This window comes from Collimonas humicola (assembly GCF_018304945.1).
GTDB lineage: Bacteria > Pseudomonadota > Gammaproteobacteria > Burkholderiales > Burkholderiaceae_D > Collimonas > Collimonas humicola.
This window is the reverse complement of sequence record NZ_JAGQEE010000006.1, coordinates 100,841-115,128: the sequence shown is the minus strand read 5'-3', so window position 1 is coordinate 115,128 and position 14,288 is coordinate 100,841. Positions and strand designations below refer to the sequence as shown.

Sequence of the window (14,288 nt, the reverse complement as noted above, 5' to 3'; positions counted from 1 at the left end):
AAGCGGTGTCGCCGGCGACATCCACTGCGCTCACAAGGATAGAACCGGCTAGGGCATCGTTCTGGAACGTCTCACTCTTGCGGCATAGCGCTAATATCTAAAGGCCTACCACGCGGCCACGTTTACCTTCGCCCTGCGCACCATCTACCCGCCGCTCCCATAGGGTCGAGTAATGACCTCAAGGAGATGACCGTCAGGATCCTCAAAATACACCCCGCGGCCACCATCGTTCCGATTGATTTCTCCAGTCCGGTGCTTGCTTGGGTCGGCCCAATACTGCAGGCCTCGATCGTGAATGCGGGCAAAAGTTTGATCGAAATCGTCTTCACCTATCAAAAAGGCATAATGCTGAGACGAAATCTCGCCATCGCTCTCGTAGAAGTCGAGTGAAACGTTATTGTTGAGTTGAACGACCAGCATTGGTCCGAATCGGGTGGCGAATTGCAGGCCCAGCACTTCCGTGAAGAATGTTGCTGATTTCTGCTTGTCACGGCACCAGACGATAGTATGGTTTAGCTGCACGCTCACGTTGCGCCCTCCTTATTACAATATCCGCGATCGGCTAAATCTGGCCTGACGCATCAGGCTGTGGCCAACCCTAAAGGGACGGTCTGGTTGCCTAAAAATGGCCGTCAGACACCTCGCTCGAATCTTCCCGATCGCCGTGCAGTGCCTCATGGATAGCGGCAGTGATAGCCACAACGTCATCACGCGCCGGAGAGGCATTCCAAACCAATAGCCACCCGAACAGCCCGCCCAATGTCATCCAGAACAACAGAAACACAACGAGTTGCGATGCTTGGCTCAGATTTGATGCGCGCGCGAAAACTGTATGAAGTCCGCCGATCAACCCGCCGCACGACACGAGGCCCAGAACCCCCAAGGCAGTCGCCATACTTAAGCGACAGTAGGCGGAAGACTCGAAGACTCCAACCAATGACGACTGCTCCCCATTTACTTGCAAATGTCCTTGGAATCTCGTGCCATTGTTACGCCTGAAGGTATGCGAGATCCGTAATTCGACCTCCTCTGAACCCACTACCCCCACGATATCGGGCTTTCCAGGACGCCATTTGGTAAGTCCTTGCAATTGAGCAAGTGCCTGAGCCTTAGTGAGAGAACTCGGAAAATCAGCTGGCATTCCCTTGAATGCGCTTGAAAACATTCGCACGAACTTACTTGTGATCATTTGCATTTTGATTTTCATCTGGATTCGCTGGAGCGGCTGCTCCTGGCCGTGTTGAGCCAGTCGCGACAGGTCAAACTCGACCCCAAGTTGCCCTTCGCGTTTCTACAAAGCGGGCATTCGGAATTCGTGACGTGCTCAGCAAATTGGTAGCGGCATCTGCGATTGTCAGAGAATATCCTTAGATATTCAAACCAACTATGAGATAAAACGGTCATTTCGGGGAGGTCGGTCCGTAGCCTCGCTTCCAAATAACAACTGCTTGGTTGCCAAACCGTATTTCATTCACCCCTGAAAGAACTGGTATCTCGTAAGTAAAATTGCCAGACAATCCCTTTTTGACAGGAACCAAATGAACGAAGATAGAAAGAGATTCGTTTTCTAGTTTACTTGTCATCTCGCTTACCGCCAACGAACTATGAAAAGCAAGTCCCGATATTTCAAGTATAGGGGACGATGAAGAGACGGCCTCAACCATTTTAAAAAATTGCACGTCTTTAGACTCTAAAATCATCTCGCTACCCTGCGCGCAAGCCGCCATAAAAAATGTAATCAATGAAAAAAGAATATTTTTCAATTACACTCCGATCAATGTAGAGCGTTAAGAAATTTTAGTTAATGGTTGTTGATTAGCTGCGGTTAGCACCGAACACAGGAAGTCCAGCTGCTGAGAATTCGCCGCTCCAAATCTGTCGGCAGAGTCAATAACCTTGAAACAAATTTCGGTGGAGTTCGTATTTTGATGTGAATTTCAATTGTCCGCTCCTGGCCGTTTACTGTCATTGAAATTCCTAATCAAATCAAACACGGGCGGTCATTTCTGAATTACCGTCAATCACAAAAATTCGAGGCTGATAAGACATTGCAAGATGAGCAGGCCCAATAAACAACTTGCACAAAATCATTCCCCGAAAATCCTTCATTATTTGAATAACTATTATTCCCAATTGACGCCACCACCGGAATTTCGTGCCCACAAATTACACAATCCTTCCTATGTGCGCTTGAAAAGTGCAGATAAGGAACACCTCCGAACTGATGCGTTGGTACCGATAGTTGATTGGCGCGTGTATCATTAAACTTAAAATTAGGCTCGCAATCCACCTCATTCAATTTAAGAATTATGGACTGATCTTCTTTTTCAATCCGCTGCAAACTTAATCGAACCTGCTCGAAAAAGGGAGGGTAATTTTCGTAAGGGAAATCATCGTAATCATCTGTTCCTTTGCAAAATTCCACAATCTCTATCTCACCATTTACGTACCTGTAGCTAAAATCACCTTCGTGAATCTTGCATTTCCAGCTGTACAAAAAATGCATCTCCGGCAAAGTCCAACCAGGAACTAAAAAACCTCCTGGCCCTAGGCTAATGCGCGCAAATTGAGTAAGTGCTAAACCGGTATTCGGGGAAACGGCCCCTCTCAATGAAGTACGTCCCCCGATCATTAATGCCCCACTCTCGGAAGGCGGACCGGCAAAATATCCATTCCCTAGTAGAAATCCCATTGACTTACCTTATTGAGATGTATTGGTAAATGACTGCATCTGGCCGATTACGGCCAATTAATCACTGATATTAGCTGTTGATGCCATCACCTGGATCTGCACGTTTTCAGAATATGCAGTCGTCAAGGTGAACATCATTTTCTTTGCGACTTGGGGTAAAGACCATACATAGGAAATGGTATGCGTTTTGCCGTTAGCTGTGGCCGATTGCGGACTCAATAGTGACATCAATCCAAGTTCGGATTACCGGCACCGTAGATGGCAGTGTAGAGCGTTATATTGGGCTCAGCACGCATTGGCCATCGTCTTGCCATCATTAGCGACACTTTTCTTACGCGACGCCGCACGCAGAGCCGCAAGGGCATCTTCGCTTCCGAGTGGCATCGGGGAACCAACCATTTCACCGATATCCTCATTGAATACTTGAATCGAACTAAGACTTCGCCAACGCACTGCAGGAACAGCAATCTTCACCTGCCGCAAATACTCACATTTCGTTCCGAAAAATCCGAATTCATGTCGTACTTCAATGTGTAGCACTCCGTTCTTCTGAATGTCTTCTGATATATAAGGAGTGTCTAATTCGCCACTTCGATAGAACCAGCTCCTAATCGTCAAATGCAATTCATCGCCTTCTAGGGCTCCTCGAACAAAGGGGGACGTTTGGTCACTTGCATCGAGTGGGGCACTGACGGATATCACCTTCACCCGAGATTCCGCAGACAGATCTTTACGGCCCGTTTGCGTGATGCCAATTAGTCCGCCAGCAAGAATAGCAGCCACAGCAGCACGGGTGACATAAGAGCGTTTGCGCATGTAATAAACCTACATTTTTATTGAGTGCCGTTTTACTAATTACCGACATCGGCTAGGCCATAAGGCCAAGACTTGAATTTGAGTAGGAGAGTTTTTCTGCCTAGGTTTGCGATTCACGCATTGTACATTCAGACAGGATTAAATCTTTGTTAAAAACAACAAATTAGGACTTGTGGCAGCTGCATACTGCCTAGGCAGCCGCAGTGCCCTTCTCGCACTTGGCTGACTAGTTTCGTGTAAATCCAAGAATGCCCGCACTTGGCCGTTTTGAGCCAGTAGCGAAAGGCTCAATTCGACCAAAACGGCACGTCGTAAGCCGCTAGTACCTAGGTAAAAAATGAGGAAACTGCCCTGGGAAATTCGAGTGGAGTATCTGACAGGCGAACTTCTTGGTCAAATCCCTGTAACAAAATCCGTCATGAACAAGTCGAAATGTTGCCACTCTGCTCCCCCGGCTCGGGTAATGCACGTCGATCGCGAGAATCAAAATTATCCCAATAGTTCGAATTGGAACTTACCATGCGCATCTCGAACGAAGTATGCACCCCACTCAGTATTGGCGATGGTGGCAAAGTAGTGTAGCTCAACCTCGGATCGAGAGATTCTTATGTAGGCTAGATGTTCATCATAATCAAAGTTCGTAGGGACCGACCTTGCGGCAGAATCCATCTCGACGATTTGGTATAAGACGTCCTTGGCGACTTCCACCAGCTCTGGATATACGCTCCCCTTCGACGACTCAAGTTCAATGTCAAAATCCACGTCACCAGCCCTAATTTTGTATATGCCGTGTTCTTCTTGCGTGGGTAAATGTATTGTGCCATTCCCTGCCTCTGGCGCCGCGACGAATACGCCATTCTCCAATCTGTAAGAGCCGCCTTTGCGATATGGCAGGATCTCAATTTCTTCTTCCTTGAACATGGCGCGATAATCGGACGACGTGTATGGGAAATTTGATAGGCGAAATGTGTTCATGTCGTGAATAGAATACTGAAGGGGAATTGATAATTTGCCAAAGCCCTAGGTTGGGACAAGGCCCGGCCATCAGTTCGAGATAGTGAAGTGCTCTGCTGCGATTGATCGGCACACGCACTTCCAAATCAGGATACCTTTACATCGTGAAGCAAACTTCCGCTTTGCGGAAGTTTTCCCTAAGACCGCTAATGGCCGAGTGCGGTCAAGCAAGTGATTTAGCGAAACCACGCAAAAAATTTGTTTTGGTTAATCTTATAGTTGATAATTGTAGCCATGAACGATATCCAAAACCGCCCCCCACTTCCTGATCGACTCTCAGTCGATCCTCGTAGCCCTTTCTATAATGCCGCCATATTTGAACATGATGTTGGTATTAAACTTAACGATAAAGAGCGCTTCGAAGTTGAGGAATATTGCATCAGCGAGGGATGGATTAAAATCCCGGCCGGAAAGGCGTTAGATCGGAAGGGCAACCCCTTAATGACTAAAGTAAAAGGCACGGTCGAACCTTTCTATCGGTAGGCGCTGTTCTTTGATTAGCATTTCTTAATTTCTTTGATTATCTGCAAGGCCGTGTGCGCCAGCATTTTTTTCGATGGCGATTACACGTCTGCTTTTGGCCTGTTCGCGTCTACGGCTACGCCTCAGGTTCTTGGCAAACCACTTCGATGTTGTGCCCGTCGGGACCAATGACAAAAGCTGCATAGTAGTTCGCGTTATAGCGCGGGCGCAGACCAGGCGTACCATTGTCTTTGCCTCCTGCCTCCAGGGCTGCGCGATAGAAAGCGTCCACTTGCAGGCGATTCTTGGCGGTGAACGCCAAGTGAAGATGTGCCGGTTTCTCGTCGGTTTGGTACAGACACAACGAAGCCTTACTCGTTGGGCCGATAAGCTCGACACCGCAGGTCTGCGGCCAGTCCGTGTCAATCACGACACCAAGCGGTTCGAGAGCCTTGAGGAAGAATGCTTTGCTTGCTGCATAGTCACTGACTCCGAATTTAACGTGGTCAAACATAATTTCTCCAGAAATGTGTAGGGCTAACGCAATTAAAAATCCCGTCATGCAAATTCTAGCCACTGAATATCAGATGCCTGAAAGCGGAAGTTTGAATCTGACGTCGTATGCTGCCACACAAAAATTGCCAAAACAACGTTAGGCGAGAGCGCGGCGCGAATAGCCGGAGTTGGCGAAAACGGACCTTCAATAACGTCACCTAGGCTACATGGTCGATAAATTGAACGATCGAGATCGCGATTCCATACCAACGCGGCGCTAGCGGCCTGAATAAACGACGTTGTCAGGCGTCAGCCGTATCGTCATTGTTTTGTAAGCCGTGAGGTTGCCGCGCGCCTGCCCGGCGGCAGCGATGTAATTGGAAAAGCTGTAGACACCGATCGCATCGTTATGGCGTTTCGGCAGCGGTACGTTGACGATCATCGCCGGCGCGGCCTGCAGCGATACGACTTCGATGCCGGCCGTCAGTCCATTAATCAATGCGGCTTTCTTGTCGAACCAGTCAGGTCCGGTTTTCGGTAGCAGCCCTGCGGAAGTGGCGTCGTACACGAACACGATGTCGAGCGCGGTCGTGGTGTTCTGGTTAGCGCCACTTTCGGCAACGACCTGGATGCTATCGATTGCCGTTTTCGAAGGCGTGCTGCAGCCGACGAGTGTCGACAGCAATACAAATAGTGGAATCAGATAAGCGCGCATGATCGACTTAGTAAAAGAACCGTATTGTTCTACCGCGAACCACTGTCATCGCCCCTAAGCGGACGCGCAAGAAGGTGGAGTTGCGGCGCCTGCACGGCTTTTCGCGCAGGTCGCATGGAATGCAAGGTCATGCCTCGCCTTCGGCCAGCCACTGCGGATTCCATACAACCTCCCAGAGATGCTGGTCGGGATCTTGGAAGTAGCCTCCATAGCCGCCCCAAAAGGTGTCGTGAGCCGGTTTGACAATTACCGCCCCGGCCTTGCGCGCCTGATCCATGACGACGTCTACTTCTTTCTTGGAGGTGACGTTGTGGCCGATGGAGAGTTCGGTTGCGCTGGGCTGCCCGAGTGGAAGTGTGGAGTCGAGAGAAAGGCTCTTGCGCGGATAGAGAGCAAGCTTCAGACCTCCCTCCAGCTCGATAAACACAACTGCACCGTACTCGAACTCGGTTCCGACGATGCCCTCTGTTTTTAACCCCAGGCCATCACGATAGAAGCGGAGCGATCTTTCGAGGTCATCGACGCCGAGGGTAAGGACGGTAATGCGTGGTTTCATGACTGGCCTCCTTTTGTGCGCGATTTCAGAAGATTTCTTGAGTGGCCGATTGTGACCGATTTCCGCCGCCGGCTACGCTCCCAGCGAGCCGCCCTAGCGTTCTATGCGCACGACATTTGGGCTTTGCGCGTCCATAAACATGAAGCATACCGGCACAGATGGTCGCTCTGGTATCGAACGCTGGGGGATGAACGGCATCAGCGCCCCCAGCCATGACTCGCAACCCTAACTGGCTGTAGCCGCCGCAACGGCTCTGGCCTTATGCAATTTCTTGTAGCTATCGATCAGGCGCTGGTGCCTGTCGAGACCCTCCAGCTTCATGCTCGTTGGGGTTAACCCGAAGAAGCGCACGCTGCCGTCCACTGAGCCCATTACCGCATCCATCCGGGCGTTGCCAAACATCCGGCGGAAATTGACCACGTAATCGTCCAGTTCCAGGTCGTCATCCAGCAGCACTTCTAGCACCACACTCAGGGCCTGATAAAACAATCCGCGCTCGACCGTATTGTCGTTGTACTGCAGGAAGGCTCCCACCAGCTCGTGCGCCTCCTCAAATTGCTGCAAGGCGAGATGAATCAGCAGCTTCAACTCGAGAACTGTCAGTTGCCCCCAGTCCGTATTCTCGTCAAATTCGATTCCGATCAATGTCGCGATGTCAGAATGTTCATCGAGCTCATTGTTATCCAAACGCTCAAGCAGCGCTTCCAGGCTGGCATCGTCCAGGCGATGCAGATTCAAGATATCGGCGCGGAACAACAGCGCCTTGTTGGTGTTATCCCAGACCAAATCTTCTATCGGGTATATTTCCGAATAACCGGGCACCAGAATCCGGCAGGCTACGGCGCCCAAATTGTCATACGCCGCCACATACACCTGCTTGCCCATGTCTTCGAGAATACCGAACAGGGTTGCGGCTTCCTCGGCATTAGAGTTTTCACCCTGGCCGGAAAAATCCCATTCAACAAAATCGAAATCCGCTTTGGCACTGAAAAAGCGCCATGACACGATACCGCTGGAATCGATGAAGTGTTCGACAAAGTTGTTTGGCTCAGTCACGGCTTCACTGGTGAAGGTGGGCCGCGGCAATTCGTTCAGGCCTTCAAAACTGCGGCCCTGTAGCAATTCCGTCAGACTGCGCTCCAGCGCCACCTCCAGGCTCGGGTGCGCGCCGAACGAAGCAAACACGCCACCTGTCCGCGGGTTCATCAAGGTGACGCACATCACCGGGTACACCCCTCCCAGCGACGCATCCTTCACCAGCACCGGAAAGCCCTGCTCTTCCAAGCCCTGAATGCCGGCCAGAATGCCAGGGTATTTCGCCAGCACTTCCTGCGGCACATCAGGCAAGGTGATTTCACCTTCCAGGATTTCGCGTTTTACCGCCCGTTCGAAAATTTCCGACAGACATTGCACCTGCGCCTCAGCCAGCGTATTGCCGGCACTCATGCCATTGCTGACGTAGAGGTTTTCGACCAGGTTGGATGGAAAGTACACCACCTCGCCGTCCGACTGTCGCACATACGGCAGCGAACAGATGCCGCGCTGCGCATTGCCGGAGTTGGTATCGATCAGATGCGAGCCAAATAAGTCGCCGTCGGGATTGTAAATTCGCAGACAATACGCATCCAGAATTTCAGCTGGCAGCTTATCTTTAGGGCCTGGCTTAAACCAGCGCTCGTTCGGGTAATGTACAAACGCCGCGCTGGCGATGTCTTCGCCCCAAAAACTGCCGGCGTAGAAATGGTTGTTATTCAGTCGCTCGATATACTCTCCCAAGGCCGACGCCAACGCGCTTTCTTTGCTCGCTCCCTTGCCATTGGTAAAACACATCGGCGAGTGCGCATCGCGGATATGCAGCGACCATACATTGGGAACAAGATTGCGCCACGAAGCGATTTCAATCTTGATGCCCAAGTTCGCCAAAACGCCCGACATATTGGCGATGGTTTGCTCCAGCGGCAGGTCCTTGCCGACAATATAGGTGCTGACGTCCGAAGACGGCTTCAATGTCAGCAAGGCCTGGGCATCTGCATCCAGGTTCTCTACCTCTTCAATGACAAACTCGGGTCCGGCTTGCACTACTTTTTTCACCGTGCAACGCTCGATGGAACGCAAAATTCCCTGGCGGTCTTTGGCAGAGATATCCGCCGGCAATTCAACCTGAATCTTGAAAATCTGCTGGTAGCGGTTTTCCGGATCGACAATATTATTCTGCGACAGGCGGATATTTTCGGTAGGAATATTGCGAGTTACGCAATATAACTTCACAAAGTAAGCCGCACACAAGGCCGATGAAGCCAAAAAATAGTCGAAAGGGCCGGGCGCCGAGCCATCGCCCTTATAGCGGATAGGCTGGTCGGCCACTACCGTGAAGTCATCGAACTTGGCTTCAAGACGCAGCTTATCGAGAAAGTTGACCTTAATTTCCATGGGGGAACTCTAAAATTGATGTAGCCGCTATTATCCGCCGCCACGCCGGTGCCGTGCAAAATGTATCGCTGGTTTCCTCAATCGCTGCGCCCACCGCTTGAATCCACACTCGGAAGCCGCCAATCACCGGTAAATATTATCGGCCGCTAACGTCTCCGAACCAAGCTCCGCAATCGGCAAGCATCTCGTTACAGACCATGGCCATGGCCCCAGCGCGGCGCTATGCCAATGCTTGCTTGAGCATCAGCGCCAGGCGCATCGCATCCTTCTCATCGATAACATTGGCAAAGCCCAGCAACAATCCCTGCCGCGGCTTTGCATCAATGTACCAGGGCGATAAAGGATGCAGGGCCAGGCCGGCAGTTCGTGCGCGGCCCGCCAGCATGACATCGTCTTCGCGCTCAGCCAGTTTCGCCAGTATGTGCAAGCCGCCCGGTTGCAAATCGATCCGTATGCGATCGCCCAATATTTCCTGGAAAACGCGCGACGTCACCGCGCGACGTTCTGCGTACAACTGGCGCATTTTTTTCAGATGCCTTGAGAAATGACCTTCGGCGATAAAATCGGCAACGCCTGCCTGGAACAGGTATGGGCAGCCTGCGTTCAGGTTGTAGGAAGCTGCCTGAAAGCGTGCAACCGCACTGACCGGTGCGACGGCATAGGCCAGCCTAAGCCCCGGAAACATCGCCTTGCTGAAAGTGCCGCTGTAAATGACGCGATCATTGCGATCCAGGCTTTTCAGCGCCGGCAGCGGCCGTCCCTGATAGCGAAATTCACTGTCGTAGTCGTCTTCGATAATCCAGCTGCCGGCTTTGCTGGCCCATTCCAGAAGCGCCAGCCGGCGTTCCAGCGATAACGTCGCCCCAAGCGGACTTTGGTGCGACGGCGTGACCATCGCGAATTTTGCATGCGGACTGCGCCGCTTGCCTTCTTCCACCATCAATCCATTGTCATCGACCGGCACCGGTACGATCTTGACTGCGGCATTTTGCAGAAACAGGCGCGCAAAAATATAGCCGGGATCTTCGAACCAGAATGCATCGCCGACAGCCGCAAGGCTGCTTAGCGTCAGTTCAAGCGTATTGCGCAAGCCGGTCGTGATGAACACCTGCTCCGGCAGACAGGTCACACCGCGCGAGACGCCCAGATACGTTGCTATTTTTTCACGCAAACGGTCATAACCGGCAGGATCGGGATAGGCCAGCCGCGCCGGTTCGCTGCTGCGCAGGCGATGGCCGACCAGCCGGTTCCACACCTTGCGCGGAAATGCGTCGAGCGCAGGCAAACCCATCTGCAGCGGCTTCGGCGCCTTGCCGTCGTGATCGACGTTTGCTGCATGCGCTTGTCCGGCCATGACTACCTGCGGTTTGAGGACTGCCGGCGGCGGCAAAGACGGCGAAACCACTGTGCCGGCCGCGCCCCTGATCTGCAGATATCCCTCGTCCGCCAGGATGCGATAAGCCATTTCCACCGTACCGCGCGCCAGATTCAGTCCTGCCGCCAGCGCCCGGACCGCAGGCACGCGATCCCCCGCGTGCAGGTTTCCCTGCTCGATCGCCGTCTTGAAACGTTGGCAGATCTGCTGGTACATGGGTAATTCCAGCGCGCGATCGATGTGCAGATCCAGTTCGGGGGATTTCATGGACTAGTCCTTTTGTTATTTCTTGGCCCTTCTAATACGGCCATGATTTTCGCATACTACGCCTCAAGCAATGCCCGCTCGTTCACTTCGATTTACCTAGCCAAGGAGCTTCAAATGCAAACCCGCCTCGATTTCTTCAATACCGACAAAGACGCCATCAAGGCACTGATGGGTGTTGAAAGCCACATCAACAAAGGCACGCTGGACATCCTGCTGAAGGAACTTGTCCGCCTGCGCACATCGCAAATCAACGGCTGCGCATTCTGCCTCGACATGCATGTGGCCGATGCCCGCAAAGCCGGCGAATCCGAACGCCGCATGGCTACCGTCGCTGCATGGCGCGAAACCCCGTTCTTCAGCGAACGCGAGCGCGCCGCACTGGAATGGACCGAATCGCTGACGCTGGTCTCGCAAAACCACGTGCCGGATGCAGTGTGGGAAACAGTCCGCCCGCATTTCACCGATGCCGAACTGGTTGAACTGACATTGCTCGTCACGTCGATCAACAGCTGGAATCGCTTTGCCATCGCATTCCGCAAGATGCCGTCGTAATTGCCGGCTTCGGCAATTGAGTCTGCAAATCCATCGTCCATTTTTTTGGAGAAATGCATGCAGTCCCAGGTAGAGATAAAACATATAGAGAGCGACGCCGATCTGGACGCGTCGTTCCCGGTCATGAAGGAGTTGCGGCCGCATCTGAACGATCGCGCAGCATACAAAGAACAGGTAGCGCGGCAACGCGCACAGGGATACCGTTTGCTTGGGGCCTGGCGCGATGGCGCAATCGTCGGGCTTGCCGGCTATCGATTGCAAGACAATTTGCTATACGGCCGTTTCGTTTACGTCGACGACCTGGTGGTAAGCGCTGCGCTGCATCGCTCGGGCTTCGGCGAACGTCTGCTGCAAGCCGCGCGGCAACAGGCCGCTGCCTTGAACTGCAGGCATCTTGTGCTGGATACAGGCTTGCACATGGCGTTGGCGCAGCGCTTTTACTTCCGCCAAGGGCTGCTTGCAAAAGGCATGCATTTCGTCGAACCACTGATACAGGAATCAAGCACATGACACGCATTTTGCTATTGAACAGCGGCCCGCACAGCGATGCAAGCCACGGTTACCGCCTCGCGAGGGAAGCGATTGCCACGTCCGGCATCGACAATCCACAGATCACCGAACGAGACCTGGTGAAGTCGCCAATTCCCCCCATCGGCCGCGGCTATGCAATGGCGGTCACCGCGCAAGCGGCTCCTGATGTAAAAGAATTCGATTGGTCGGAACGCCTGATCGTCGAGCTGGAACAACACGACATGCTGTTCGTCGTCACGCCGATGCACAACTTTACCGTACCGGCTGCCCTCAAATTGTGGATCGATCACGTGATCCGGATCAATCGCAGTTTCCAGGCGACGCCGCACGGCAAGGTCGGACTGATGAAGGACCGTCCGACCTTTGTACTGGTCAGTTCCGGCGGCTTTTTTGCGGGTGAACGAGCAAAGCAGGCTGATTTCCTGACGCCCTACTTGCGTTATGCGCTGGCATCGATCGGCATCAGCGATGTGCATTTTTTCCCGCTGCAAGGACTGGTCTTCGGCCCCGAAGCAGTGGCGCAGGCAATGCATGAAGCACGCCGGCAATTGTCTGAGAAATTGTCCCTGGCCAGAGCGGGCAAGGGCATCATGCGGCGAGGTTCGACGCCTGCGATCCGTTCGTCAACCGGCGAAACTCAGCCGACGGCTTAAGCCGCCGGCGCCAGGAAGACTTGCCGATAGTTTCCTAAACACTCATATTGCCCAGCGTGCTGGCCCGGTAAGCCGCAACAAAGGTATCAAAATCGCCAGTCTGGCTGCGTTCCAGGCTCTCCTGCTCGGCCAGGGACGTCGCCGCCAGCGTTTCGTAATAATTGCGCTCTTCCGAGCTGGGCGGATTTGCCTGGAAATAAGCTGCATGCTCTTTGCTCAGGCGCAGGGCGAAGCTGCCGAACGATTCCTGATTGTCGCGCAAGATCGCCAGCACGCGCGCCGACGGCGTCAATTCAACTTGATCCAGCTTGAGGCTTTGCTTTGCCAGCGATGCCGCATGGGCGCCGTCGCTGCGCTGGGCGTCGAGCAAATCCGCCGCTGCGCCGATCTGCTCCAGCAGTTCCTTGCCCCAGGCCTGCAGGCTGACCGGCTTGCCGTCGCGCCGCAGTTGCAGGCCGGGACGGCGTCCTTCCTTCACCGCGCGCGCAAAGTTCTCAGTGTTTTCCAGGCTTTCTTCATCGCTGGTCAGCGGACTGTCGTCGAGCGCGCAGAACAGCAGGAAAGCATCGAGGAAGCGCGAGGTTTCCAGGTTGATGCCCATCGGCTCGAAAGGGTCGATGTCCATGCAGCGCACTTCTATATATTGCACGCCGCGTGCCGACAGCGCCTGGATCGGCCGTTCGCCGGAATTGATCACGCGTTTCGGCCGGATGGTCGAGTAGTACTCGTTTTCGATTTGCAGGATGTTGGTGTTGATCTGCACCCATTCGCCGTTGCGGTGGGTGCCGATCTCGGCATACGGCGGATACGGCTGGCTGACCGCGCGCGCCAGGCTCTTGATGTAGCTGTCGAGACTGTTGAACTGCGGCGTCAGGCGTGCCTGGGCTTCGCTGGTGTAGCCAAGGTCGCTCATGCGCAGGCTGGTGGCATACGGCAGGTAGAGGGTGTCTTTGTCCAGCTCTTCAAGGCGATGGTCGCGGCCGTCCAGGAAGCACTTGGACAGCGCCGGCGAGGCGCCGAACAGGTACATCAGCAGCCAGCTGTAGCGGCGGAAGTTGCGCACCAGCGCGATATAGCTTTCCGACTGGAAGTGCATGGCCGTGCCGCTGGCGCCTTCGGCCTGTTGCAAGGTTTGCCACACGCCTTCGGCCAGCGAATAGTTGTAATGGATGCCGGCGATGCACTGCATGCGCTTGCCGTAGCGCAGCGCCAGGCCGCGCCGGTAGACATGCTTCAAGGTCCCCATGTGCGACGTGCCGTACCAGGCAATCGGGATCAGTTCTTCCGCCGGCAGGTGGGCCGGCATCGACTGGCTCCACAGCAGTTCGTCGCCCAGCTTGCTGTAGACGAAGCGATGGATAGTGTCGAGCTCGCTCAGGGCCGTCGCAATATCATGCTCGGCCGGGGTGATGAACTCCAGCAGCGACTCCGAATAGTCGGTCGTGATCTGCGGCTGGGTCAGCGCCGAACCTAGCGCGCGCGGGTGCGGCGTCAGGGCCAGGCGGCCATCGGCGTCGACGCGCAAGGTTTCTCTTTCGATGCCGCGCAGGCCCTGGCCTAGCAGGCCGCGGTGCTGCTCTTGCCCTAGCAGCGCCAGCCGGCGAGTGTAATGATCGGTCAATTCAGCATCCCTCTTTTTAAATTTATCAGCTCCGGCCGTGGATTTGCTGCTTGCATGATGACAGCCGCAGTCGGTGGCATACAGATATCGTAGAAGGCGAGAATAGCCG

The 14,288-nt window shown here is 53.7% G+C and carries 17 protein-coding genes; 4 read left to right on the top strand and 13 right to left on the bottom strand.

The window, feature by feature from the left end; all coding sequences use genetic code 11:
• Positions 1 to 144: 144 nt before the first annotated feature.
• The 7 genes from KHU30_RS18005 to KHU30_RS17980 form a co-directional block, all read right to left on the bottom strand.
• Complete coding sequence (locus tag KHU30_RS18005) at positions 145 to 528, bottom strand: VOC family protein (RefSeq protein WP_211443999.1); 384 nt, start codon at positions 526 to 528, stop codon at positions 145 to 147.
• A 91-nt stretch (positions 529 to 619) separates the two neighbouring features.
• Complete coding sequence (locus KHU30_RS18000; protein WP_211443998.1) at positions 620 to 1,207, bottom strand: hypothetical protein; 588 nt, start codon at positions 1,205 to 1,207, stop codon at positions 620 to 622.
• A gap of 193 nt (positions 1,208 to 1,400) precedes the next feature.
• Positions 1,401 to 1,763: a hypothetical protein gene (locus KHU30_RS17995; RefSeq protein WP_211443997.1), complete on the bottom strand. Its 363-nt coding sequence runs from the start codon at positions 1,761 to 1,763 to the stop codon at positions 1,401 to 1,403.
• Between the two features lie 254 nt (positions 1,764 to 2,017).
• Positions 2,018 to 2,692 (bottom strand): hypothetical protein, encoded by a 675-nt coding sequence (locus KHU30_RS17990; RefSeq protein WP_211443996.1) that lies wholly within the window; start codon positions 2,690 to 2,692, stop codon positions 2,018 to 2,020.
• A 57-nt stretch (positions 2,693 to 2,749) separates the two neighbouring features.
• Entirely contained in the window at positions 2,750 to 2,920 is a 171-nt protein-coding gene (locus KHU30_RS25785; RefSeq protein ID WP_407928102.1) for an NMCC_0638 family (lipo)protein, read from the bottom strand.
• Positions 2,921 to 2,977: 57 nt separating this feature from the next.
• A complete protein-coding gene (locus tag KHU30_RS17985) occupies positions 2,978 to 3,508 on the bottom strand; it encodes a hypothetical protein (protein ID WP_211443995.1) in 531 nt (176 codons plus the stop codon).
• A 489-nt stretch (positions 3,509 to 3,997) separates the two neighbouring features.
• Positions 3,998 to 4,429, bottom strand: a complete 432-nt coding sequence (locus KHU30_RS17980) for a hypothetical protein (protein WP_211443994.1) — start codon at positions 4,427 to 4,429, stop codon at positions 3,998 to 4,000.
• Positions 4,430 to 4,756: 327 nt separating this feature from the next.
• Between KHU30_RS17980 and KHU30_RS17975 the strand changes: the two genes are divergently transcribed.
• A complete protein-coding gene (locus tag KHU30_RS17975) occupies positions 4,757 to 5,005 on the top strand; it encodes a DUF3297 family protein (protein ID WP_211443993.1) in 249 nt (82 codons plus the stop codon).
• Positions 5,006 to 5,120: 115 nt separating this feature from the next.
• Here the strand turns inward: KHU30_RS17975 and KHU30_RS17970 are convergent, their stop codons facing one another.
• The 5 genes from KHU30_RS17970 to pdxR form a co-directional block, all read right to left on the bottom strand.
• Positions 5,121 to 5,498, bottom strand: a complete 378-nt coding sequence (locus KHU30_RS17970; RefSeq protein WP_211443992.1) for a VOC family protein — start codon at positions 5,496 to 5,498, stop codon at positions 5,121 to 5,123.
• Between the two features lie 258 nt (positions 5,499 to 5,756).
• Positions 5,757 to 6,194, bottom strand: coding sequence for a hypothetical protein (locus KHU30_RS17965; protein ID WP_211443991.1), 438 nt, complete (start codon positions 6,192 to 6,194; stop codon positions 5,757 to 5,759).
• A gap of 127 nt (positions 6,195 to 6,321) precedes the next feature.
• A complete protein-coding gene (locus KHU30_RS17960; RefSeq protein ID WP_211443990.1) occupies positions 6,322 to 6,750 on the bottom strand; it encodes a VOC family protein in 429 nt (142 codons plus the stop codon).
• Positions 6,751 to 6,975: 225 nt separating this feature from the next.
• Complete coding sequence (locus tag KHU30_RS17955; RefSeq protein ID WP_211443989.1) at positions 6,976 to 9,180, bottom strand: OsmC domain/YcaO domain-containing protein; 2,205 nt, start codon at positions 9,178 to 9,180, stop codon at positions 6,976 to 6,978.
• Between the two features lie 220 nt (positions 9,181 to 9,400).
• On the bottom strand, positions 9,401 to 10,822 hold the full coding sequence (gene pdxR / locus KHU30_RS17950) for a MocR-like pyridoxine biosynthesis transcription factor PdxR (RefSeq protein ID WP_211443988.1): 1,422 nt from the start codon (positions 10,820 to 10,822) through the stop codon (positions 9,401 to 9,403).
• Positions 10,823 to 10,936: 114 nt separating this feature from the next.
• Here pdxR and KHU30_RS17945 point away from each other — a divergent pair, with 114 nt between their 5' ends.
• The 3 genes from KHU30_RS17945 to KHU30_RS17935 are packed head-to-tail and all read left to right on the top strand — an operon-like array spanning position 10,937 to position 12,558.
• The gene (locus KHU30_RS17945; protein WP_211443987.1) at positions 10,937 to 11,374 is read left to right on the top strand and encodes a carboxymuconolactone decarboxylase family protein; all 438 of its coding nucleotides are present in this window, start codon (positions 10,937 to 10,939) and stop codon (positions 11,372 to 11,374) included.
• A gap of 57 nt (positions 11,375 to 11,431) precedes the next feature.
• Positions 11,432 to 11,884 carry a GNAT family N-acetyltransferase gene (locus tag KHU30_RS17940; RefSeq protein WP_211444210.1) on the top strand — a complete coding sequence of 151 codons (453 nt, stop codon included), beginning with the start codon at positions 11,432 to 11,434 and terminating at the stop codon, positions 11,882 to 11,884.
• Entirely contained in the window at positions 11,881 to 12,558 is a 678-nt protein-coding gene (locus KHU30_RS17935) for an FMN-dependent NADH-azoreductase (RefSeq protein ID WP_211443986.1), read from the top strand. Before KHU30_RS17940 ends, KHU30_RS17935 begins: the two co-directional genes overlap by 4 nt.
• Positions 12,559 to 12,592: 34 nt before the next feature.
• On the opposite strand, the gene gshA is transcribed toward KHU30_RS17935, so the two are convergent.
• Positions 12,593 to 14,179 (bottom strand): glutamate--cysteine ligase, encoded by a 1,587-nt coding sequence (gene gshA / locus KHU30_RS17930; RefSeq protein ID WP_211443985.1) that lies wholly within the window; start codon positions 14,177 to 14,179, stop codon positions 12,593 to 12,595.
• Positions 14,180 to 14,288: the final 109 nt, after the last annotated feature.